Source organism: Citrobacter europaeus (genome assembly GCA_020099315.1).
Classification (GTDB): domain Bacteria; phylum Pseudomonadota; class Gammaproteobacteria; order Enterobacterales; family Enterobacteriaceae; genus Citrobacter; species Citrobacter europaeus.
In genome coordinates this window covers 2,235,965-2,259,025 of record CP083650.1, presented here as the reverse complement: position 1 = coordinate 2,259,025, position 23,061 = coordinate 2,235,965, and the positions used below count along the sequence as shown (strand labels likewise).

At 49.6% G+C, this 23,061-nt stretch carries 21 protein-coding genes and 1 pseudogene; 15 read left to right on the top strand and 7 right to left on the bottom strand.

The annotated features are described in order from the left end of the window. Window positions 1-106: 106 nt before the first annotated feature. Both LA337_10705 and hslJ read left to right on the top strand, forming a co-directional pair. Complete coding sequence (locus tag LA337_10705) at window positions 107-1,096, top strand: 2-hydroxyacid dehydrogenase (protein UBI18117.1); 990 nt, start codon at window positions 107-109, stop codon at window positions 1,094-1,096. A 111-nt stretch (window positions 1,097-1,207) separates the two neighbouring features. Continuing rightward, window positions 1,208-1,627, top strand: coding sequence for a heat shock protein HslJ (gene hslJ / locus LA337_10700; protein UBI18116.1), 420 nt, complete (start codon window positions 1,208-1,210; stop codon window positions 1,625-1,627). 13 nt (window positions 1,628-1,640) lie between these two features. Here hslJ and LA337_10695 read toward each other — a convergent pair whose 3' ends face one another. Next, complete coding sequence (locus tag LA337_10695; GenBank protein ID UBI18115.1) at window positions 1,641-1,907, bottom strand: DUF333 domain-containing protein; 267 nt, start codon at window positions 1,905-1,907, stop codon at window positions 1,641-1,643. Between the two features lie 274 nt (window positions 1,908-2,181). Between LA337_10695 and nifJ the strand changes: the two genes are divergently transcribed. From nifJ to ttcA, 7 genes and pseudogenes are all read left to right on the top strand, one after another. After that, window positions 2,182-5,706, top strand: coding sequence for a pyruvate:ferredoxin (flavodoxin) oxidoreductase (gene nifJ / locus LA337_10690; GenBank protein UBI18114.1), 3,525 nt, complete (start codon window positions 2,182-2,184; stop codon window positions 5,704-5,706). Between the two features lie 366 nt (window positions 5,707-6,072). Continuing rightward, window positions 6,073-7,215, top strand: a complete 1,143-nt coding sequence (gene ompC / locus LA337_10685) for a porin OmpC (GenBank protein ID UBI18113.1) — start codon at window positions 6,073-6,075, stop codon at window positions 7,213-7,215. A gap of 145 nt (window positions 7,216-7,360) precedes the next feature. Beyond that, window positions 7,361-7,573 carry a KTSC domain-containing protein gene (locus tag LA337_10680; protein ID UBI18112.1) on the top strand — a complete coding sequence of 71 codons (213 nt, stop codon included), beginning with the start codon at window positions 7,361-7,363 and terminating at the stop codon, window positions 7,571-7,573. 81 nt (window positions 7,574-7,654) lie between these two features. Further along, window positions 7,655-8,089 carry a universal stress protein UspF gene (gene uspF, locus LA337_10675; protein UBI18111.1) on the top strand — a complete coding sequence of 145 codons (435 nt, stop codon included), beginning with the start codon at window positions 7,655-7,657 and terminating at the stop codon, window positions 8,087-8,089. Window positions 8,090-8,275: 186 nt separating this feature from the next. Further along, window positions 8,276-8,518, top strand: a complete 243-nt coding sequence (locus tag LA337_10670; GenBank protein UBI18110.1) for a DinI family protein — start codon at window positions 8,276-8,278, stop codon at window positions 8,516-8,518. 314 nt (window positions 8,519-8,832) lie between these two features. Then, window positions 8,833-9,102, top strand: a pseudogene (locus LA337_10665) (tyrosine-type recombinase/integrase). A 49-nt stretch (window positions 9,103-9,151) separates the two neighbouring features. Continuing rightward, window positions 9,152-10,087 (top strand): tRNA 2-thiocytidine(32) synthetase TtcA, encoded by a 936-nt coding sequence (gene ttcA, locus LA337_10660; GenBank protein UBI18109.1) that lies wholly within the window; start codon window positions 9,152-9,154, stop codon window positions 10,085-10,087. A gap of 78 nt (window positions 10,088-10,165) precedes the next feature. On the opposite strand, the gene dbpA is transcribed toward ttcA, so the two are convergent. From dbpA to LA337_10640, 4 genes are all read right to left on the bottom strand, one after another. Next, a complete protein-coding gene (gene dbpA / locus LA337_10655) occupies window positions 10,166-11,539 on the bottom strand; it encodes an ATP-dependent RNA helicase DbpA (GenBank protein UBI18108.1) in 1,374 nt (457 codons plus the stop codon). A gap of 28 nt (window positions 11,540-11,567) precedes the next feature. Beyond that, the gene (locus LA337_10650) at window positions 11,568-11,735 is read right to left on the bottom strand and encodes a hypothetical protein (protein UBI18551.1); all 168 of its coding nucleotides are present in this window, start codon (window positions 11,733-11,735) and stop codon (window positions 11,568-11,570) included. Window positions 11,736-12,010: 275 nt separating this feature from the next. Beyond that, window positions 12,011-12,994, bottom strand: coding sequence for a zinc transporter ZntB (gene zntB / locus LA337_10645; protein UBI18107.1), 984 nt, complete (start codon window positions 12,992-12,994; stop codon window positions 12,011-12,013). A gap of 155 nt (window positions 12,995-13,149) precedes the next feature. Continuing rightward, window positions 13,150-14,259, bottom strand: a complete 1,110-nt coding sequence (locus LA337_10640; GenBank protein ID UBI18106.1) for a methyl-accepting chemotaxis protein — start codon at window positions 14,257-14,259, stop codon at window positions 13,150-13,152. A 410-nt stretch (window positions 14,260-14,669) separates the two neighbouring features. On the opposite strand from LA337_10640, the gene LA337_10635 reads away from it, so the two are divergent. Together LA337_10635 and LA337_10630 are read left to right on the top strand one after the other, a co-directional pair. Beyond that, window positions 14,670-16,784: an EAL domain-containing protein gene (locus tag LA337_10635; GenBank protein ID UBI18105.1), complete on the top strand. Its 2,115-nt coding sequence runs from the start codon at window positions 14,670-14,672 to the stop codon at window positions 16,782-16,784. 67 nt (window positions 16,785-16,851) lie between these two features. Then, a complete protein-coding gene (locus LA337_10630) occupies window positions 16,852-18,084 on the top strand; it encodes a sensor domain-containing diguanylate cyclase (protein ID UBI18104.1) in 1,233 nt (410 codons plus the stop codon). A gap of 13 nt (window positions 18,085-18,097) precedes the next feature. Here LA337_10630 and smrA read toward each other — a convergent pair whose 3' ends face one another. Beyond that, window positions 18,098-18,661, bottom strand: a complete 564-nt coding sequence (gene smrA / locus LA337_10625; protein UBI18103.1) for a DNA endonuclease SmrA — start codon at window positions 18,659-18,661, stop codon at window positions 18,098-18,100. A gap of 213 nt (window positions 18,662-18,874) precedes the next feature. Between smrA and ogt the strand changes: the two genes are divergently transcribed. From ogt to uspE, 3 genes are all read left to right on the top strand, one after another. After that, entirely contained in the window at window positions 18,875-19,390 is a 516-nt protein-coding gene (ogt, locus tag LA337_10620) for a methylated-DNA--[protein]-cysteine S-methyltransferase (protein UBI18102.1), read from the top strand. A gap of 194 nt (window positions 19,391-19,584) precedes the next feature. After that, entirely contained in the window at window positions 19,585-20,337 is a 753-nt protein-coding gene (fnr, locus tag LA337_10615; protein ID UBI18101.1) for a fumarate/nitrate reduction transcriptional regulator Fnr, read from the top strand. Between the two features lie 151 nt (window positions 20,338-20,488). Beyond that, window positions 20,489-21,439, top strand: a complete 951-nt coding sequence (uspE, locus tag LA337_10610) for a universal stress protein UspE (protein UBI18100.1) — start codon at window positions 20,489-20,491, stop codon at window positions 21,437-21,439. A 48-nt stretch (window positions 21,440-21,487) separates the two neighbouring features. Here the strand turns inward: uspE and LA337_10605 are convergent, their stop codons facing one another. Beyond that, a complete protein-coding gene (locus tag LA337_10605) occupies window positions 21,488-21,748 on the bottom strand; it encodes a DUF2534 family protein (protein UBI18099.1) in 261 nt (86 codons plus the stop codon). 244 nt (window positions 21,749-21,992) lie between these two features. Between LA337_10605 and LA337_10600 the strand changes: the two genes are divergently transcribed. Then, on the top strand, window positions 21,993-23,024 hold the full coding sequence (locus LA337_10600) for a mechanosensitive ion channel family protein (GenBank protein ID UBI18098.1): 1,032 nt from the start codon (window positions 21,993-21,995) through the stop codon (window positions 23,022-23,024). Window positions 23,025-23,061 lie beyond the last annotated feature (37 nt).

Sequence of the window (23,061 nt, the reverse complement as noted above, 5' to 3'; positions counted from 1 at the left end):
TGCGCTGAAATTATTCATTACGCCTATGACTATCAATAACTTTTTAGATTTTGTAAAATAATTTGAATTGGATTAATGTGACCTCAAAATCACTGGAGAAAGTCTTATGAAACTCGCCATCTATAGTACAAAACAGTACGACAAGAAGTATCTGCAGCAGGTTAACGAGGCTTTTGGTTTTGAACTTGAATTCTTTGACTTTCTGTTGACGGAAAAAACAGCGAAGACTGCCCATGGCTGCGAAGCCGTATGCATTTTCGTCAACGACGATGGCAGTCGCCCTGTTCTGGAAGAGCTGAAAAAGCATGGCGTGAAATATATCGCGCTGCGTTGCGCCGGGTTTAATAACGTCGATCTCGACGCGGCAAAAGAGCTGGGTCTGCAGGTCGTACGTGTACCGGCCTATTCACCTGAAGCCGTCGCTGAGCATGCGATTGGCATGATGATGACGCTGAATCGCCGTATTCACCGCGCCTATCAGCGTACCCGTGATGCCAACTTCTCTCTTGAGGGCCTGACCGGCTTTACCATGTATGGCAAAACAGCCGGGGTGATCGGTACCGGTAAAATCGGGATTGCTGCGCTGCGTATCCTGAAAGGTTTTGGTATGCGTCTGCTGGCGTTCGATCCTTACCCGAGCGCAGCTGCGCTGGAGTTAGGCGTTGAATATGTCGATCTTAAAACTCTGTTCGCAGAGTCCGATGTCATCTCCCTGCACTGTCCGTTAACGCCGGAGAATTATCATCTGCTCAATCATGAAGCCTTTGAGCAAATGAAAAATGGCGTGATGGTGATTAACACCAGCCGCGGCGCATTGATCGATTCGCAAGCCGCTATCGATGCGCTGAAAAACCAGAAAATTGGTTCTCTGGGTATGGACGTGTATGAAAACGAACGCGATCTGTTCTTTGAAGATAAATCCAATGACGTGATTCAGGATGATGTGTTCCGTCGTCTGTCGGCCTGTCATAACGTGCTGTTTACCGGTCATCAGGCCTTCCTGACCGCCGAAGCATTGACCAGTATTTCTGAGACTACGCTGCAAAATCTGGCGCAAATCTCCAAAGGCGAAACCTGTCCAAACGCCCTCTTTTAATCCCAGTGCTCCCCTGACTTCAGGGGGGCATTTTCAGACAATCACCGATGATAAAACATTCAGTATCATTATTATATTGAATGTATCCCGTCACAAACGTAGAGAAATTTAATGAAGAAAGTTGTCACGTTGATTGCGCTCAGCATGCTGATGGCTGGCTGTGTGAGCAATGGAAAAGTTTCCGTCAATCGCGATCAGTTGCAGCATCACCGCTTCGTTTTACAGAGCGTGAATGGTAAGGCCGTCACCGTCGCCAATAACCCGCCCGAATTGAGTTTTGGTGAAAACATGACGGTGTCGGGAAAGATGTGTAATCAATTCCACGGTCAGGGCAAACTGTCCGACGGCGAGTTGAAGGTAAAAGATATGGCGATGACCCGCATGATGTGCGCCGATCCACAGCTTAACGCGCTCGACGGGATCGTCAGCGAAATGTTTAAGCAAGGCGCACAGGTTGATCTGACTGCTGACCAGTTAACGCTGGCGACAGCAGAACAAACGCTGACGTATAAACTCGCGGACTTAATGTAAGAAACGCGCTGGCTTAATAGTTGCCACAGCTTCCGGCGGCAAGCGACTGCTCACTACAGCGTTTGCCGTTGGGTAACGCACACATTCCGATAGCTGAACCATCCAGTTGACGGGCAACGGAGAGCGAACCACCAATCATGGCGCAATTAGCTTCTCCAGAACTGGACATTGCAGCCCTCATCCCCGGTGCGACATGCGCGGCGGTTGCCTGCTGAACAGGTTCACTGCTACAAGCCGATAATAATAACGCGGCACACCCTACCCAAAACGCTGCGCGCATCTTACTCCCCTCTGAATATTAACCAAACGACACAGCCATAAATAATAGGCAGCGGAAACACCGCCGTCGAGAGGCAATATGCGCATTTATGCGCGTTGTTTACATTTTCTGGCAATTTTTTGCCTGCTCCTTTGATCAAACCATTCATTCTGTTAATTCCAGGGACACAAAAGCGAAAATCTGTCTGAACGGCTTTTGCTAAAATAGAAAGATAATTACAGGACTCGCCGCTGTTACGCGTGTCCCTCTTTTTGCGCAATGTAAGGGTGTCAGTATGATCACAATTGACGGTAATGGTGCGGTTGCTTCAGTCGCATTTCGTACCAGCGAGGTTATCGCCATCTACCCAATTACGCCAAGTTCGACTATGGCTGAACAGGCAGATGCCTGGGCCGGGAACGGGCTTAAAAACGTGTGGGGGGATACTCCTCGCGTCGTGGAAATGCAGTCGGAAGGCGGTGCGATAGCGACCGTTCATGGCGCATTGCAGACCGGTGCGCTCTCTACGTCGTTCACCTCATCGCAGGGCCTGCTGCTGATGATCCCGACGCTGTACAAACTGGCCGGTCAATTGACCCCGTTTGTACTACACGTTGCGGCGCGTACGATAGCCACTCACGCATTATCGATCTTTGGCGATCATTCTGACGTGATGGCGGTGCGCCAGACGGGATGCGCAATGCTGTGTGCCAGCAGCGTCCAGGAAGCACAGGACTTTGCGCTAATTTCGCAAATGGCCACCCTCAAAAGCCGGGTCCCGTTTATTCATTTCTTTGATGGTTTCCGTACTTCGCATGAAATTAATAAAATAGTGCCGCTGGCCGATGACACGATCCTCGGACTGATGCCGCAGGCGGAAATCGATGCTCACCGTGCCCGCGCACTTAATCCTGAGCATCCGGTTATTCGCGGCACGTCTGCGAACCCTGACACCTACTTCCAGTCACGCGAAGCAACTAACCCGTGGTACAACGCGGTTTACGATCACGTCGAGCAGGCAATGAACGACTTCGCCGCTGCGACGGGTCGCCAGTACCAGCCATTTGAATATTACGGCCATCCGCAGGCAGAACGCGTCATTATTCTGATGGGCTCGGCAATTGGCACCAGTGAAGAAGTCGTTGAAGAGCTGCTGGCGCGCGGCGAGAAAGTGGGCGTTCTGAAAGTGCGTTTGTTCCGCCCATTCTCTGCCAGACATTTGCTACGCGCCCTGCCGGAAACGGTACGGAGTATTGCCGTCCTGGATCGCACCAAAGAGCCTGGCGCGCAGGCTGAACCGTTATATCTGGATGTGATGACCGCGTTGGCAGAAGCCTTTAACTGCGGCGAGCGAGAAACGCTACCGCGCGTGATTGGCGGGCGTTATGGCCTTTCCTCCAAAGAGTTTGGCCCGGACTGCGTCATGGCGGTCTTTAATGAGCTGAGTAACGCCAGGCCGAAGCCTCGCTTTACGGTCGGGATCTATGATGATGTCACTAACCTGTCGCTACCGCTGCCAGAAAACACGCTACCCGGTAGCGCTAAGCTCGAAGCGCTGTTTTACGGGCTGGGCAGCGACGGTAGCGTGTCGGCTACCAAAAACAACATCAAGATTATCGGTAACTCTACGCCGTGGTATGCGCAGGGTTATTTCGTCTATGATTCGAAAAAAGCAGGCGGCCTGACGGTTTCTCACCTGCGCGTCAGTGAGCAACCTATTCGCTCAGCATATCTGGTGTCGCAAGCCGATTTTGTTGGCTGTCACCAGTTGCAATTTATCGATAAGTATCAAATGGCCGAGCGCCTGAAACCAGGCGGTATCTTCCTGCTTAATACCCCGTATAACGTGGATGAAGTCTGGTCGCGTTTGCCGCAGGAAGTTCAGGCTGTACTGAATCAAAAGAAAGCCCGTTTCTACGTCATTAATGCCGCCAAAATTGCCCGCGAGTGCGGCCTGGCTGCGCGTATTAACACCGTTATGCAGATGGCGTTCTTCCATCTGACGCAAATCTTACCCGGCGACAGCGCGTTGATCGAATTGCAGGGTGCGATTGCGAAAAGCTACAGCAGTAAAGGACAGGATCTGGTGGAACGTAACTGGCAGGCGCTGGCCCTGGCGCGTGAATCCGTCGCCGAAGTGGCGCTCCAGCCCGTTGATCCGCATAGCGCCAACCGCCCACCGGTGGTTTCTGATGCCGCACCTGATTTCGTGAAAACCGTCACCGCGGCGATGCTCGCCGGTCTCGGCGATGCCCTCCCCGTTTCAGCACTGCCGCCAGACGGCACCTGGCCGATGGGCACCACGCGTTGGGAAAAACGCAATATTGCAGAAGAGATCCCCATCTGGAAAGAAGAGCTGTGTACTCAGTGTAACCACTGCGTTGCCGCCTGCCCGCACTCGGCTATCCGTGCCAAAGTGGTTTCACCAGAAGCGATGGAAAACGCCCCTGCCAGCCTGCATTCTCTGGATGTGAAATCACGCGATATGCGCGGTCAGAAATATGTCCTGCAGGTTGCGCCAGAGGATTGCACCGGCTGTAACCTGTGCGTTGAAGTGTGCCCGGCGAAAGATCGCCAGAACCCGGAGATCAAGGCCATCAATATGATGTCGCGCCTTGAGCATGTTGAAGAGGAAAAAGTTAACTATGACTACTTCCTCAATCTGCCGGAAATCGATCGCACGAAGCTGGAGCGTATTGATATTCGTACCTCGCAGTTGATCACTCCACTGTTTGAATATTCTGGCGCCTGCTCTGGCTGCGGTGAAACGCCGTATATCAAACTGCTCACGCAGTTGTACGGTGACCGCATGCTGATCGCCAATGCGACCGGGTGTTCATCAATTTATGGCGGTAACCTGCCCTCAACGCCGTATACCACCGACGCCAATGGTCGCGGACCTGCATGGGCAAACTCACTGTTTGAGGATAACGCCGAGTTTGGTCTGGGCTTCCGCCTGACGGTGGATCAGCATCGTGTGCGCGTCATGCGTTTGCTGGAACAGTTTGCCGATAGCATTCCGGCTGAACTGAATGACGCCCTGCACGCTGAAGCCACGCCAGAGGTACGTCGTGAGCAAGTTGCAGCACTGCGCCAGCACCTGAAGGATGTCGAAGGCGCACAGCAGTTGTTAACCGACGCCGACGCGCTGGTCGAGAAATCTATCTGGTTGATTGGCGGTGATGGCTGGGCTTACGATATTGGTTTTGGCGGCCTGGATCACGTCCTAAGCCTGACCGAGAACGTCAATATTCTGGTGCTGGATACTCAGTGTTACTCCAACACAGGTGGGCAAGCGTCGAAAGCCACACCGCTCGGAGCCGTCACTAAATTTGGTGAGCATGGCAAACGCAAGGCTCGCAAAGATCTTGGCGTCAGCATGATGATGTACGGTCACGTGTATGTTGCACAGATTTCTCTGGGCGCTCAGTTGAACCAGACGGTGAAAGCTATTCAGGAAGCGGAAGCCTATCCGGGGCCGTCGCTGATTATCGCCTATAGCCCATGCGAGGAGCACGGTTACGATCTCGCACTAAGCCACGATCAGATGCGTCAGCTCACGGCGACCGGATTCTGGCCGCTGTACCGCTTCGATCCACGTCGCGCAGACGAAGGCAAACTGCCGCTGGCGTTGGACTCTCGCCCACCGTCAGACGCCCTGGCCGAGACATTGCTTAACGAGCAGCGCTTCCGTCGTCTGAATGCTCAACAGCCAGAAGTGGCTGAACAGCTGTGGAAAGACGCCGCCGCCGATCTACAAAAGCGTTACGACTTCCTGGCCCAACTGGCAGGAAAAGCGGAAAAGAGCGGTACTGAGTAATACGTTTATCTCAGTATTAACCTGGAACCAAAAAAAAAGCCCGAACAGTCGTTCGGGCTTGTCAATTTATTCGCTGGCTAATTAATAATAGCTATCAATAGGTCAACGAAAAATAAAACGTGACAATAAAGGCATATAACACGCGCAGAATAGCCCAACACAATTCACTTGTATAATTTTTATTTTATATATTTTCATACAACACATTCATCGCAATTATCATCATTTCCGTAGAATTATTTATTTAAGGTTTTACTTAAGGCGTAACAATTCATATTTATCTCTTTACGGAACTTCTCCTTTAGCATGCTTTTACTCCCTACATGGGTAGTCACAGGTTAATAAAAAAACTAAAGGATTATTTCAATGAACAGAAAAGTACTGGCTCTCGTAATTCCTGCCCTGCTGGCTGCAGGCGCTGCTCACGCGGCTGAAGTTTATAATAAAGATGGCAACAAATTAGATCTCTATGGCAAAGTAGACGGCCTGCGTTATTTCTCTGATGACGCTAACAGCGATGGCGATCAGACTTATGTTCGTGGCGGTTTCAAAGGCGAAACTCAGATTAACGATATGCTCACCGGTTATGGCCAGTGGGAATATCAGGTTAATGCCAACACCACTGAAGGCAACCGTAACAACAACTTTACTCGTCTGGCATTTGCCGGTCTGAAATTCGGCGACTACGGCTCATTCGACTATGGTCGTAACTATGGCGTACTGTACGACGTTGAAGGCTGGACCGATATGCTGCCAGAATTCGGTGGCGACTCTTACACCAAAGCAGATAACTTCATGACCGGCCGTGCGAACGGCGTAGCAACCTACCGTAACACTGACTTCTTCGGTATGGTGAACGGTCTGAACTTTGCACTGCAATATCAGGGCGCGAACGAACAAGCAGGTGATGAACAAGAAGGCACCGGTAACGGTAGTGACCGCAACGTCCAGAACTCTAACGGTGACGGTTTCGGTATCTCCTCTACCTACGATCTGGGTATGGGCGTAAGCTTCGGTGCGGCGTACACCACTTCTGACCGTACTAACGAGCAGACTACTGCTGGCGGTACAGTTGCTGGCGGCGATAAAGCTGACGCATGGACTACTGGTCTGAAATACGACGCCAACAACATCTACCTGGCAACCATGTATTCCGAAACCCGTAACATGACTCCGTATGGTTCAATGGCGAATACTGATCAGGGCGGTGTTGCAAACAAAACCCAGAACTTTGAAGTGACTGCACAGTACCAGTTCGACTTTGGTCTGCGCCCGGCAGTGTCCTTCCTGATGTCTAAAGGTAAGGACCTGACATACAACGGCAACGCTGGTCAGGATAAAGATCTGGTTAAATATGCTGATATCGGCGCTACCTACTACTTCAACAAAAACATGTCCACCTATGTTGATTACAAAATCAACCTGTTGGACGAAGATGATCAGTTCTACAAAGATACTGGCATCTCTACTGATGACGTAGTCGCAGTAGGTCTGGTTTACCAGTTCTAATCCCTCAGCCCGCTGGCAACAGCGGGCTCTCTTTATGTTCTAACAATTCTGTTTTATTCAGATCAAAACATTATATCTGTTGCGCTAAAACACTTCTCTGATAGATGATATCTTGCATTAAGATCGGTAGTAGAGGATACCTGCAATGAATCATCATCCTGTAAAATCATCCCGTATTGCATCCGTCGGCTATGACGAATCCTCCCGTACGCTAGAAATTCGCTTTCACCAATTGGCGACCCTGCAATATCAGCATGTGCCTGCCCGTATTTTTCGTGATTTCCTCAGCGTCGTTTCTAAAGGTCGATTTTACGATGGAGTAATAAAAGGAAAGTTTCCTGAAATTAAAATAAAGTGATGCCAAAATGTGATCGTTGTCATTGTACATAAAGTGCCATTACGCGGTAAGCTTTAGGAGGATGCTTAAACAGGAGGTTTTATGAACAGAACGATTCTTGTACCCATCGATATTTCAGACTCAGAATTAACTCAACGCGTTATCGCCCATGTTGAAGCAGAGGCAAAAATTGACGATGCACAGGTCCATTTTTTGACCGTCATTCCGTCACTGCCCTATTATGCTTCTCTGGGACTGGCCTACTCGGCAGAGTTACCGGCCATGGAGGATCTGAAAGCCGAAGCGAAATCTCAACTGGAAGAGATTATCAAGAAGTTCAATATCCCAACGGACAGAATGCACGTTCATGTTGCAGAAGGTGCACCGAAAGACAAGATTCTGGAGATCGCTAAAAAATTACCGGCTGATATGGTCATTATTGCCTCACACCGACCCGACATCACCACCTACCTGCTGGGTTCTAACGCCGCAGCCGTAGTGCGTCATGCGGAGTGTTCGGTACTGGTAGTTCGCTAATCTGTCTGGCCCGCACATCGCTGCGGGCTTTTTGTTTCGCCCTCATTTTCCCCACGATTCCTGATCGAAGCATACAAGGCCATTTCAATATGGCTATGTCGTGACATCATTACGCCCTCTCTTGAAACCCGGATAAAAACAGAGTATAAATACTGTATATACATCCAGCAAAAAGAGCGATAAGCAATGTTCGTGGAACTCGTTTATGACAAAAGGAATTTTGATGGTCTGCCCGGTGCAAAAGATATCATTCTGGGCGAGTTAACTAAGAGGGTTCACCGGATCTTCCCCGATGCTGATGTTCGGGTTAAACCGATGATGACACTGCCGGCGATCAATACTGACGCCAGCAAGCATGAGAAAGAACAGATAAGCCGAACGGTGCAGGAAATGTTTGAAGAGGCTGATATGTGGCTGGTTTCAGATTAAACGCCTTGAACCGTCATATTGCTTAAGTACAATCCGCTGTGACTGGCAATCATTCAATACTCGCACTATCGGATGTTTGCCAGTTGGCCGCAGCCATGCTCTTGCATACGGTATGGTTGCGGCAGTTCACCACACCTTGTGGTTTTGCTTCCAGACACTACACGTTGATGGTTCAGAAATGAATTATCTGGCAGTGAGCGGTTCCACGAATATCTTCAGCGCTTCAATATCCGCCTTCGGTTGATTAATTACTTCCCGCCCGGGGCCACGCACCTTTATTCAATTATGCGGTTCCCTGTTCATTCTGGTCTGGTCACGGAGAGCAAAAACCTTACTACTCTATGAGTAGCATCAGTGCCAGATGGAACGCAGCTGTAAAACGTGCTGGTATTCGTCGCCGTAATCCGTACCATACGCGACATGCTTTTGCCTGCTGGCTGCTAATGGCCGGAGCAAACCCATCATTTATAGCTAATCAGATGGGGCATGAAAACGCGCAAATAGTGTCCGAAGTCTACAGTACATGGATTAAAGAAATGAATGGCGATCGGGTTGCAATGTTGAATAACAAACCAGCCCTGTGATGGAAGTTTGCCCCTTATTATGCCCCTTTGGTTTTTGAGAACGGTAAGAATGCAAGATAATCAACAAGCTACAAAGAAAGAACAATACAACCTGAACAAATTACAAAAACGTCTGCGTCGTAACGTCGGGGAAGCCATTGCCGACTTCAATATGATCGAAGACGGCGATCGCATTATGGTGTGTCTTTCCGGCGGGAAAGACAGCTATACGATGCTGGAGATACTGCGTAATTTGCAGCAAAGCGCCCCGATCAGTTTTTCCTTAGTTGCGGTTAACCTCGATCAGAAACAACCCGGCTTCCCGGAGCACATTCTGCCGGAGTATCTGGAAAATCTGGGCGTTGAATATAAGATTGTCGAAGAAAACACCTACGGGATCGTCAAAGATAAAATCCCTGAAGGTAAAACGACCTGCTCACTCTGCTCTCGCCTGCGTCGCGGCATTCTGTATCGCACGGCAACTGAATTAGGCGCCACCAAAATTGCGCTCGGCCACCATCGCGACGACATCCTGCAAACGCTGTTCTTAAACATGTTCTACGGCGGGAAAATGAAAGGCATGCCGCCGAAGTTGATGAGCGATGACGGCAAACATATCGTCATCCGTCCGCTGGCTTACTGCCGTGAGAAAGATATCGAGCGTTTCTCTGAAGCAAAGGGTTTCCCGATTATTCCGTGTAACCTGTGCGGCTCACAGCCTAACCTGCAGCGTCAGGTCATCGCCGATATGCTGCGCGACTGGGATAAACGCTATCCTGGCCGGATTGAAACCATGTTCAGCGCGATGCAGAACGTTGTGCCTTCACATCTGAGCGATATCAATCTGTTCGACTTTAAAGGTATTAAGCACGGTTCAGAGGTTGTTGACGGTGGTGACTTAGCGTTCGATCGTGAAGAGATCCCGCTGCAGCCTGCGGGCTGGCAGCCAGAAGAAGAAGATGCTCAACTGGATGAGCTGCGTCTGAACGTGGTGGAAGTGAAGTAAGCGTCTGTCAGGCCTACAATGCGTACAAGCGCCTGTAGGCCTGATAAGCGGAGCGCCATCAGGCGCCCCAACGGGCAGTTATTTCAATAACCGAACCCGGCAAGTCTTGCCTTTAATCTTACCGTTTTGCAATTGCTTCCACGCCTTATGCGCTACAGTCTGGCGAACGGCGACATAGACGTGCGCCGGATGAACGGCAATTTTGCCGATGTCGGCGCCATCCAGACCAATATCGCCGGTCAGCGCGCCGAGAACATCGCCGGGACGCATTTTGGCCTTTTTACCGCCATCAATGCATAACGTCGCCATCTCGGCTTCCAGCGGCAGGATTGAGCCGTTAGCCGGCGCAGGCAGCCAGTTCAGCTTCAGTTGCAGCATTTCAGAAAGAATGTTGGCCCGCTGCGCTTCTTCCGGAGCACAGAAGCTAATCGCCAGACCGCTGTTGCCGGCACGCGCAGTACGTCCGATACGATGGACGTGGACTTCCGGATCCCATGCCAGTTCGAAGTTCACCACCAGCTCAAGTGATTTAATATCCAGACCACGCGCGGCCACATCGGTGGCAACCAGTACGCGCGCACTGCCGTTGGCAAAACGTACCAGCGTCTGATCGCGATCGCGCTGCTCAAGATCGCCATGCAGTGAAAGTGCGCTTTGCCCCGCCGCATTCAGTGCGTCACACACGGCCTGACAATCTTTTTTGGTATTACAAAAAACCACGCAAGAGGCAGGCTGATGCTGACTGAGTAATTTTTGCAGTAGTGGAATTTTTCCGTGGCTGGAGGTTTCGAAAAACTGCTGTTCAATCGCCGGCAGCGCATCAACCGTATCAATTTCGATCGTTAATGGATTTCTCTGCACCCGGCCGCTAATGGCGGCAATAGCTTCCGGCCAGGTTGCCGAAAACAGTAGGGTCTGACGAGATGCTGGCGCAAAGCGAATAACATCATCAATCGCATCGCTAAAGCCCATATCCAGCATGCGGTCGGCTTCATCCATAACCAGCGTATTCAGGGCGTCTAAAGAAACCGTGCCTTTTTGCAGGTGGTCGAGTAAACGCCCCGGCGTGGCGACAATAATATGTGGCGCATGCTGCAGGGAGTCGCGCTGTGCGCCAAAGGGTTGCCCACCGCACAACGTTAAGATCTTGGTGTTTGGCAGAAAACGCGCTAAGCGACGCAGCTCACCCGCAACCTGGTCGGCAAGCTCGCGCGTTGGGCACAGTACCAGCGACTGCGTTTGAAATAGCGCGGCATCGATGTGCTGTAGCAATCCAAGACCAAAAGCCGCCGTTTTGCCACTGCCGGTTTTAGCCTGCACGCGAACATCTTTCCCCGCCAGGATTGCCGGTAACGCAGCAGCCTGAACAGGCGTCATTTCAAGATATCCCAGCTCGTGAAGATTCTCGAGTTGGGCAGCAGGTAAAACATTCAGGGTTGAAAAAGCGGTCACAATTTAATCTCGCGGTAAAAACTCACATTCAGCAGGCGCGTATCCTCGCAGATCTGCGCCCGCGATGCGACAATTTAATCGGCTCTTCATCCGGCGGCGGATCCGGCATGGGCTGCGGACGAGGAATGGGATCGGGAATGGGAACCGGGTCAGTCGGTAGTGAATCAGTGTGCGACGTTGCAATCAGACAGGTCATATACCCCTCCAGTCATTCAGGTTGACTCTTTTAGGGTAGACGCTGATTTCATGCAGGCAAAAAAAAGCCGACTAATCTAAGTCGGCGTCGTACGAATCAATTGTGCTATGCAGTAATTCAAAAAAGGAAGTAAGACAATATGGAGCGCAACGCCCATCGCTTGACGTTGCATTCACCTGCGAGAGAGATATTGCCCCGAATAGGTAGATGGTTTATTGACCTCGCTCAAAAACCAGGACGTTTTCATGCCAGAAAGTCACTAAAAAACGTAGTTGTTACAACCATTTACTACGATGCAACCATAAAGTAACACCACCAATCAGGACCACTAACAGAATACAAAAAAGTGAGAAACCAAACGGCCAGCCACCGCCGGGGATACCGCCGAGGTTAACGCCAAACAGCCCGGTTAAAAATGTACTGGGAAGAAAAACCATTGCCATCAATGACATTGTATACGTTCGGCGAGCCAGAGACTCCTGCATCACCTGTGCAATTTCATCCGCCATAATACCGGTCCGGGCAATACAGGCGTCTATTTCATCCAGCCCTCTCCCCAGCCTGTCAGCGATATCCTGCATTCGCCGCCGATGGTCGTCAGTCATCCAGGACAACCGTTCGCTCGCCAGACGAGCATAGACATCGCGCTGCGGCGCCATATAACGGCGCATCACAATGAGCTGTTTACGCAGTAATGCCAGGAAACCACGCGGGGGGATCTGCTGATCCAGCAGGTTATCTTCCAGATCGATAATTTTGTCGTGCAGCTGTTCGATAAATTCGCTGGCATGATCGGTTAGCGCATCACAAACATCCACCAGCCAACCACCACAGTCAGCCGGTCCCGTACCTTCCTGGAGATCGCTGACAACATCATCCAGCGCCAGCACTTTACGCTGGCGTGTTGAGACAATCAGACGTTCATCCATATATAAACGCATCGCCACCAGTTGGTCAGGTCGCTCATCGGTGCTGCCATTGATACAGCGCAGTGTAATCAACGTACCTTCCCCAACTCTGCTGACGCGTGGGCGCGTGCTTTCACCTGCCAGCGCATCACGCACATTATTGGGAAGTAAAGGTGTTGTCGCCAGCCATTGCGCGCTTTCAGGATGAGTATAATTAAGATGTAGCCAACAGGGATGCTGACTGTCGATAACATCGTTATCTTCCAGTGGTTTCACCCCACCCCGACCATCCAACAGCCAGGCAAACACGGCATCCGGCACATTAACATCCGTTCCCTTAATGGCTTCCACAGCGCCTCCACAAACATTCAGCTTTTTTCGTTAGTCTAGCCGTCAGAATATGTTAAGCAATATCTCATTGTCCCATTGTGCTGAAATGATTCATAAAAATATCTGATAACAAGCAAAGCGCCGACGAATGCGGCGCTGTTTACGAGATTCCCCAGTTAAGCCTGCTGGCGTCTTTCTGACTCAAGAGCATGACTTAAGCGGAATTTATGCGTTCGCGATTGAAGGTCAATCACCTGATTTTTCAGGATACCTGAGGAATCAGAAAGCTCATCAACCATGATGGCATTACTTTGGGTTACGTTTTCCAGTTCGGCCAGAGCATGGGTGATTCTGATAATCCCTTTCTCCTGCTCCTGCGTGGTGGTTAATATCTCGCTCATCAGTTGGTTTAATTGCCCGGCCCCTCCGACAATATCATGCATATTTTTTTCAGCTTCACGCACAACAGCTGCGCCTTGCTGAACATTTTGATGGGTTTGGGCAATCAGTTGCTTAATATTCTTCGCTGCATCTGCGCTGCGGTGCGCAAGCATTCTTACCTCACCGGCAACCACGGAAAAACCTTTACCATGTTCACCAGCCCTCGCCGCTTCTACAGCAGCATTCAGGGCCAGAATATTTGTCTGGAATGCAATACCATCTATTAGCGTAATAATTTCTGTCATCTGTTGTGCGCATTCGGTGATTGATCGCATATTTGTCGCTACCTGCACCATTAATTCGCCACCCTGACGGGCGCATTGCGTGGCAATTGTTGCCTGGGCGCTGGCTATTTGCGTGTTATCAGCATTATTTCGCGTATTAACCGCTATTTCATCCATGTTGGCAGCTGTCTGCATCAATGCTCCGGATTGCTGTTCTGTTTTCACAGAGAGCTCAGCGCTGCGTTCTGCAAGCTGTTCAGAGAGCGCCATCGCCGTTTGCGAGGATGTTCTGATCTCATTAACGAGTGTTGAGATATTACTTGATAAACTATTGATACCAGGAATTAGTCTACCCGCACAGTTATTGCCAAACTCTGGAATACTGATTGCCAGATTTCCGGACGTCACTTCTTCAATGCTTCTTTTAACCGTATTAATCGGCATGACCAGATATTTCGTCATGTACCACCATAAACACAATATAGAAATAATACTTACCGCATTAGTGCCAATAATGATTTCTGGGGTGGCGGAGAAAATTATTTCAACAAGATTGAGTGCAACCGCCGTAATGATCAGAAATAAAATAATAAAGGTTCTGACGCTAATATCATTTAACATTTTAGTCCTGTACACCAAGAAATAACGTGGATGTTATTTTTATAGCATCTGCAATACAGATTTCCATAGCTCGGTGATGAAAGCTTAACTTTCAATGAGAGCCAGAGATCCTTTTACTTAAGACGATAAATTGCACTGTTTATTTAGAATAACTCAGTACCTTATCCCGCAAACAGAGACGATGATGCCCGCTATCAGATTTTTGTGATGGCGAGCACGTGACGAGCATAAAACACACAGAATTATAATTTTTATGAATAGATATATTAGTAATGGCCTGTTATTTTCAATATCTGGCCCTTACTTCTAATACTCATTGTAAAAACACAAGAACATACCTGATTTTATCAGGTTAACTGGACAAAACCTGCTAGATTTACCATCACGGCTTTTTTTCGATAGGTAGCAAGATGTTGCACGTGTCGTGGGACCCAGTATTGATTGGGATTTCCTTTGTTGTCGCGTTTATTGCCTCCTTTATAGCCCTCGACAGTGCGGGTAAAGTAGCAATCTCCAGCAGACGTGAATCTACCTTCTGGCGACTCTCTGGCGGCGCTACGCTGGGTATGGGGATCTGGTCGATGCATTTTATCGGTATGCTGGCCATGAAAATGAGTATGCCGATCAATTACCACTTAGCACTCACGGTGTTTTCGTTCTTTATTGCGCTCATTTCTGCGACTCTCGCTATCAATATCGCTATTTCAGGTCATACGCTATCAACAAAACGGCTGGTCATTGCCACTGGTATATTGAGCGCTGGCGTTGTCACGATGCACTACGTCGGCATGTACGCCATAATCGAACATGTGGCTATCGCATGGGATCACTCACTGATTTTACTCTCGGTGATCATTGCCATCGTTGCGTCTGGCGTCGGCTTATGGCTGGCTTTCCATTTACGCCAAAACACCCGTCGCGCGCTGATTAACCGGCTTATTGCTGCCCTTATTATGGCGCTGGCAATAGCCTCGATGCATTACACCGGTATGGGAGCGGCATCCTTCACCCATTTTGGACATACTGCACACGATGGGCTCAGTACCCTCGAACTCTCTGTGTGGGTCTGCGCTGTCACGCTGATTATTTTGGGGATCATGCTGGTGGTTTCGATGGTGGATTCGCAACTGCGCACCTCCCGACTGGCCGACAATCTGCATCAGTTGAATTGCCAGCTTGAACACCAGGTCCACTTCGACGCGCTGACCGGACTTGCCAATCGAACGCAAATAGACACCTGCTTACAGGCCTGCCTGCGGCATTCCAAACTGCATCAACAGCATTTCGCGTTGGTGTTCATCGACCTCGATCGCTTCAAAGTCGTTAACGATACCTGGGGACATCACATCGGCGATCAGTTGCTGATTGCCAGTACACAAAGAATCTATAGTTGCCTTGATGACTCAATGACGCTGGCAAGACTGGGAGGAGATGAATTTATCCTGCTGGTTCCGGACTGCAATCAGCAGGCTATCTCTGCCCTGCTGGCGCGGATTGCCGATGCGATCGGCGACCCTTTTACCTTGTTCGGACATACCATTCGGGTTTCGTTAAGCGCGGGGAGCAGTATTTATCCAGAACATGGTTCTACACTGCATGAGCTAAAAGTGAAGGCCGATATGGCGATGTATCATGTCAAACAGGCGGGCAGAAACGGCTGGGCTATTTATAGTCCCGAGATGGAAGCTATCGCGGATACGCCGCCGACATTTCTTCAGGAACTGTCACAAGCGCTTGAACGCGACCAGTTTGAGCTATGGTATCAGCCTAAATATACTGCCGGAGATCATTCTCTGACCGGCTTTGAAGCGCTATTACGCTGGCATCATCCGGATCGCGGCATGCTGCTCCCAGCTGAATTTCTTCCTGCATTGGAAGAAACGGGCCTGATTATTCCCGTCGGCAAATGGGTTATCCAGCAGGCGTGCATGCAGTTGCATCACTGGAAATTACAAGGAAATACAGAATGGACGCTTGCCGTTAACCTCTCTCCCGCCCAGTTTGAACAGCATGATATTATTGATGTTGTGTGTAATGCCCTGGCGCAATATCAACTTTCACCGGCCAGCCTTACGCTGGAACTCACTGAAAGCACTGCGCTAAAAAATTTAAAACGCAGTATTGAAATACTGAATGCTTTTTCTGCTTTGGGGATCACCGTTTCTATTGATGATTTCGGCACTGGTTATTCAAATATATTGATGTTGAAGTCTCTCCCGGCGCGGGAATTAAAAATCGACAGGATATTTGTCAAAGATATTAGCGAGAACAGCAAAAATACAAAAATTGTGTCTACCATTATTGATATAGCTCACTCCATGAATATGCGCGTAGTAGCTGAAGGAATAGAAACCCAGGAGCAGGAAATACTTCTTACCCAAATGGGGTGTAGCATGCTGCAAGGATTCCTGTTTGCAAAACCGCTGCCAGCGCATAAGATTCATGAACTGCTACAACCAGAAAACAGCATCAAACAAAAGCCAGTCGTACAACCCTTGTCTCACCGACAATCAATAACCTTGTGAGACTGCGATATCTAAAATATTCGCCATTAAATGGGCTGCACAGCAGATAAAGATAACGGGATTATCGATGAGCACAACCGAGCTGAATTCACTGGATTTATTAACCTTTCCGGTGTGGATTGTTTCGCCGCATACCGAAGAGCTGGTCTTCGCTAATAACGCTGCACGGGAGCTAATGCAGGATCTCTGTTTTTCCCCACTGCGTAACGGCCTATTTTCAACACATGCGCAAAATGATTTAACTATGTATCTCAGCGACTTGAGAAATCATCACGGTATTGTAGAAATTCTCACGGTTTATCGCGACGGCGAAAAAAACGCAATGGCCTGTCGCCTGTCGATCAGGACGTTGCCAGATGTGGGTGACGTCATCCTTTTTGAAGGCATTGAGACGCCTGCAGCGCAGGGTTTGAAAGCGAGCCGTTCAGCAACTTATCAACGAAAAAAGCAGGGATTTTATGCGCGTTTTTTCCAGACCAACTCCGCGCCAATGTTACTTATCGATCCGTCCCGCGATGGCCTAATCGTTGATGCGAACCTCAGTGCCCTCAATTTTTATGGATACAGCCATGACGTGATGTGTCAGAAACATACCTGGGAAATCAACATGCTGGGGCGCCACATACTGCCGGTAATGCATGAAATCGCCCACCTGCCCGGCGGCCATAAACCTTTGCATTTTGTTCATAAACTGGCAGACGGCAGCTCGCGTCATGTACAAACCTACGCCGGACCGATTGAAATCTACGGTAATAAACTCATGTTGTGCATCATTCATGACATTACCGAACAAAAACGACTGGAGCAGGAGCTTGAGCGAGCAGCACTGCGTGACGCCTTAACGGGATTACTGAACCGCCGACATTTTTATCAGGTAACAGAGCCCGAACCAACGCATGCGATCTCATTGACGCAGGACTACAGCCTGTTGTTGATCGACACCGATCGTTTTAAAAGCATTAACGATCTCTTCGGTCATTTAAAAGGCGATGAGGTGCTTTGCGCTCTGGCACGCACTCTGGAATCGTGTGCGCGAAAAGACGATCTTATTTTTCGCTGGGGTGGTGAAGAATTTGTACTGCTTCTGCCGCGAACCTCGCTGGAGTCCGCACTCAATCTTGCAGAGGTGATCCGCGCAACGGTCGCCAGGGTGACGCTCCCTGGTCTTCCCCGCTTTACCGTCAGTATTGGCGTTGCGCGGCACGAAACAAACGAAAGTATTGATGAATTATTCAAACGCGTGGACGACGCGTTGTACAAAGCCAAGAACGAAGGCAGGAACAGAGTGCTGGCCGCCTGATGAACCAGGTTGCTCAGCGACTGCGTTTAGCGTGACGCTCCCAGTTTTCCTGTTTTGCCTGCGCGGTTTTACGTAATGCGACATAACATGCCCCGCTGCCGCCGTGATGCGGCAAAGCGGTGCAGTAGGCCTGTACGTCATCAAATTCCGTCAGCCAACGCGCCACATAGCTGCGCACAATATTGGCATGGGAGTTATCATCACGCCCCTTGCCGTGTATCACCAGCACGTTACGTAACCCATCTTGCTGCGCCTGCAGTATAAAACTGAATAACATCTGACGGCATGTTTCTACAGGCTGACGGATGAGATTAAGGCTCGCCTGCTGCGGGTATTTTCCGCTTCGCAGTTTGTCAGTCACGCCGTGCTGCAAACCTTCGCGACGAAACTCCAGCGGTTCGCTCAACGGGATAATATCGAGAAACCCCGTCGAGAGAAAGTTGTCCAGTTGCAACATATCTATACGCGCTGGAGTGCGGATATTGCGCGTTGGCTGCCAGTGTACATCGGCGCAGCCCTTCAGCGGTTGAACATCCCCCATAGCATCAAGAAACAGCGAAGCATCATCAAGGTTCATGTTTCATCCTCCAGCGAATTACGACGAACGTTATCATAACCGCGCACAATTATACCGACAACGGTTTACGATTATTTCCAGTAATTCATCCGCTTCACTCCGCTGAAAAGATCTACTCACGACATGCCGATCTCCGTTTTTAGGGGTATAGCTGCGACGGTCACTGGCGTGATAATGTGTAACCTCGCCTGAACGCTGTAATGAGAGATATGGATGCTTAACTTACTGGAAGACATCATCGACACGCCGCTGGGCCCGCTGTGGGTTATTTGTGATGAGCAATTTCGCCTGCGCGCGGTGGAATGGGATCAGCACCGCGATCGTATGGAACAATTGCTGGATATTCATTACCGCGCGCAAGGTTATCTGCGCATTGCAAACAAAAACCCCGGCGGATTAAGCGATAAGCTTTCGGAGTATTTTGCCGGGAACCTCAGCATTATTGACACGCTGGAAACGGCAACCGCTGGCACGCCTTTCCAGCGTGAAGTCTGGCAAGCATTACGCACTATCCCCTGTGGGCAGGTCATGCACTATGGTCAGTTGGCCGAACAGTTGGGACGCCCCGGCGCTGCAAGAGCCGTCGGTGCAGCTAATGGCTCCAATCCAGTAAGCATTGTGGTCCCCTGTCATCGTGTCATCGGACGTAACGGCACCATGACCGGATATGCCGGTGGCGTACAACGAAAAGAGTGGTTATTGCGCCACGAAGGTTATTTGCTACTCTAGATTCCAGGCAATTAATGCCTTATTCATCACACTTCCGCATAATGCGACCCCGAATTAAGTGTGGTTAATCAAGCAGATACAAACATTCACTCCAGTTATGCCTGAATTATTCTCTATTGGGAGTAGCTCAGGCTTACGTGCTCACCAAAAAGATGTTAAAATTGACAAATATCAATTACGGCTTGAGCAGACCTATGATCCCGGAAAAGCGAATTATACGGCGCATTCAGTCTGGCGGTTGTGCTATCCATTGCCAGGATTGCAGCATCAGCCAGCTTTGCATCCCGTTCACACTTAACGAGCATGAGCTTGACCAGCTCGATAACATCATCGAGCGCAAAAAGCCTATCCAAAAGGGGCAGACGCTCTTTAAAGCAGGTGATGAGCTTAAATCACTCTATGCTATCCGCTCCGGAACGATTAAAAGCTATACCATTACCGAACAAGGCGATGAGCAGATTACTGGCTTCCATCTGGCGGGCGATCTGGTCGGTTTTGACGCGATTGGCAGCGGACATCACCCGAGCTTTGCCCAGGCGCTGGAAACCTCAATGGTATGCGAAATTCCTTTCGAAACCCTTGATGACCTGTCCGGCAAAATGCCAAATCTGCGTCAGCAGATGATGCGTCTGATGAGTGGCGAAATCAAAGGCGACCAGGACATGATCCTGCTGTTGTCGAAGAAAAATGCAGAAGAGCGCCTGGCGGCCTTTATCTACAATTTGTCTCGTCGCTTTGCCCAGCGTGGATTCTCGCCTCGTGAATTCCGCCTGACCATGACCCGTGGCGACATCGGTAACTACCTCGGTCTGACGGTCGAAACCATCAGCCGCCTGCTGGGTCGTTTCCAGAAAAGCGGTATGCTGGCAGTGAAAGGTAAATACATCACTATTGAGAATAGCGACGCGTTGGCAGTTCTTGCTGGCCACACGCGTAACGTTGCGTAATCCTTCCGCAAGCATCTCTGTTATCCTTCTGTCAAATCGCTAAATTTTCCCGATTTATTGATCTGGCAGGAGGTTATCCCCTGTTTCAATCCACATTATTGGGTTACTCTTTTAATTACAAACTGCAGTGACAGTTGTAAGGAGACCCTGTATGGCTATGTATAAAAATATGCTGGTCGTCATCGACCCGAACCAGGACGATCAACCAGCATTACGGCGAGCTGTTTATTTGCATCAACGGATTGGTGGCAAAATTAAAGCCTTTTTGCCGATCTATGACTTTTCCTACGAGATGACTACCCTGCTGTCGCCCGATGAGCGTACGGCAATGCGTCAGGGGGTCATCAGTCAACGAACAGCATGGATCCGTGAACAAGCGAAATACTATATCGAAGCAGGGATCCCCCTTGAAATTAAAGTGGTATGGCACAACCGTCCCTTTGAAGCCATCATCCAGGAAGTCATTAGCGCTCAACATGACCTGGTCCTCAAGATGGCGCACCAACACGACCGCCTCGAAGCCGTAATTTTCACCCCCACCGACTGGCATTTATTGCGGAAATGCCCAAGTCCGGTATGGATGGTCAAAGACCAGCCGTGGCCTGAAGGTGGCAAAGCGCTGGTTGCGGTTAACCTCGCCAGTGAAGAGCCTTATCACAATGCGCTCAATGAAAAACTGGTCAAAGAAACGATCCAACTGGCAGAACAGGTTAACCATACTGAAGTGCATTTAGTTGGCGCCTATCCTGTTACGCCAATCAACATCGCAATTGAACTGCCTGAATTTGACCCCAGCGTTTATAACGATGCGATCCGTGGACAGCATCTGCTGGCCATGAAGGCGTTACGCCAGAAATTCAGTATCGATGAGAAAGTGACGCACGTTGAAAAAGGATTGCCTGAAGAGGTCATTCCCGATTTAGCCGAGCACTTGCAGGCGGGTATTGTGGTACTGGGGACCGTTGGTCGTACCGGGATTTCTGCCGCGTTTCTTGGTAACACCGCAGAACAGGTTATCGATCATCTACGCTGCGACCTGCTGGTCATCAAGCCGGATGAATATCAGACGCCCGTTGAACTGGACGACGAAGAAGACGATTAACCGCTCAACTCAATGCCGGATGGCGACCTCATCCGGCATAACAAACGTTTAATGCTGTTCCTCACCGCCGAGGAAATAGATACCCAGCGGGATAGCCAACAGAATCGTAAATACCATACTGTAGACACAAATCATCGCAGATTGAATGGCGTACATTGAAGCGGTCCAGTCGGATAGCGGAATGTCATACTGTTCAATAACGCCACCGATCGTCGCTCGCGTCACGACCGACGCTGCGATAATAAACACCCCAAGCAGGCACAACAGAAACTTCCGTCCCTTCGCTGTCTTCAGCTTAGCCATGATCATAGTACTGTCCTTTTGCAGATGAAAACCCTGTTACTTTGCGCTAACAATACCATGACATCAACTGACTGTCTGCTACATAAACTGCTCACAAAGGTGATGCCTGCGCTATTTCCCCGAAAATAGCGCTAATTGCATTATATATCTCTCCTGATGATTAATGATCTGACCGCCTGAACTGAGTAAAATATTTGATGATGAGGATGTCAGATGATATTTAACTACCACGGAGCTACCTGGAAGAATCATGATCGCTGAACTGTTTATAAATAATGCGTTTAATTTGACGGTAATTCTCAGCAGCTGCGCAGCGCTGGTCCTGATGAGCGTCTGGTATCATCGTGGAGAGCGGCGCTGTAAAGGATTCATATTTCACGCAGCGCAATTTTTTGTCTATGCCATTATCATCGGGACGTTTGGCAGTATTGCTAATAACGTTATCGAAAGCTACAGCCTGAAATTTATCTCCCCCAGCGTGGTCGACTTTATCTGCACCTCGTTGATTGCGCTAATCCTGACTATCAAACTTTTTCTGGTGATTAATCAGTTTGAAAAGACGCAGATCAATAAAGGCAGAGATATCACCAGCGCGAGGATCCTGTCGCGAATTATCAAGATCACCATCATCGTTGCCATCATTTTGCTGTATGGCGAGCATTTCGGCATGAGCTTATCCGGCCTGTTAACCTTTGGCGGCATCGGCGGTATCGCTGTCGGTATGGCGGGCAAAGACATTCTGAGCAACTTTTTCTCAGGAATTATGCTCTATTTTGACAGACCGTTTAGCATCGGCGACTGGATCCGTTCTCCAGACCGCAATATTGAAGGCACGGTTACGGAAATCGGCTGGCGAATGACCAAAATAAACACCTTCGATCATCGTCCGTTGTATGTCCCAAACTCGATTTTCTCCTCCATCAGCGTAGAAAATCCAGGCAGGATGACGAACCGCCGCATCAAAACGGTGATCGGGTTACGATATGAAGATGCCGATAAAGTCGCTGCTGTTGTCGAATCGGTCAGACAAATGCTGCAAAATCATCCGGGAATAGACCAGAAACAAACCCTGCTGGTTTATTTCAATGAATTTGCCGATTCATCGCTGAATATCATGGTGTATTGCTTCACGAAAACCACCGTCTGGAAGGAATGGCTCGCGGTACAGCAAGACGTTTATTTGAAAATTATTTCGATTGTCCAGTCAAACGGCGCCGACTTTGCTTTCCCCAGCCAGACACTGTATATGGATAATCCTGAAGCATCGTCCTCGACACACTAACAAAAGAAAAGACGCGGAAATCCGCGTCTTTATTTGT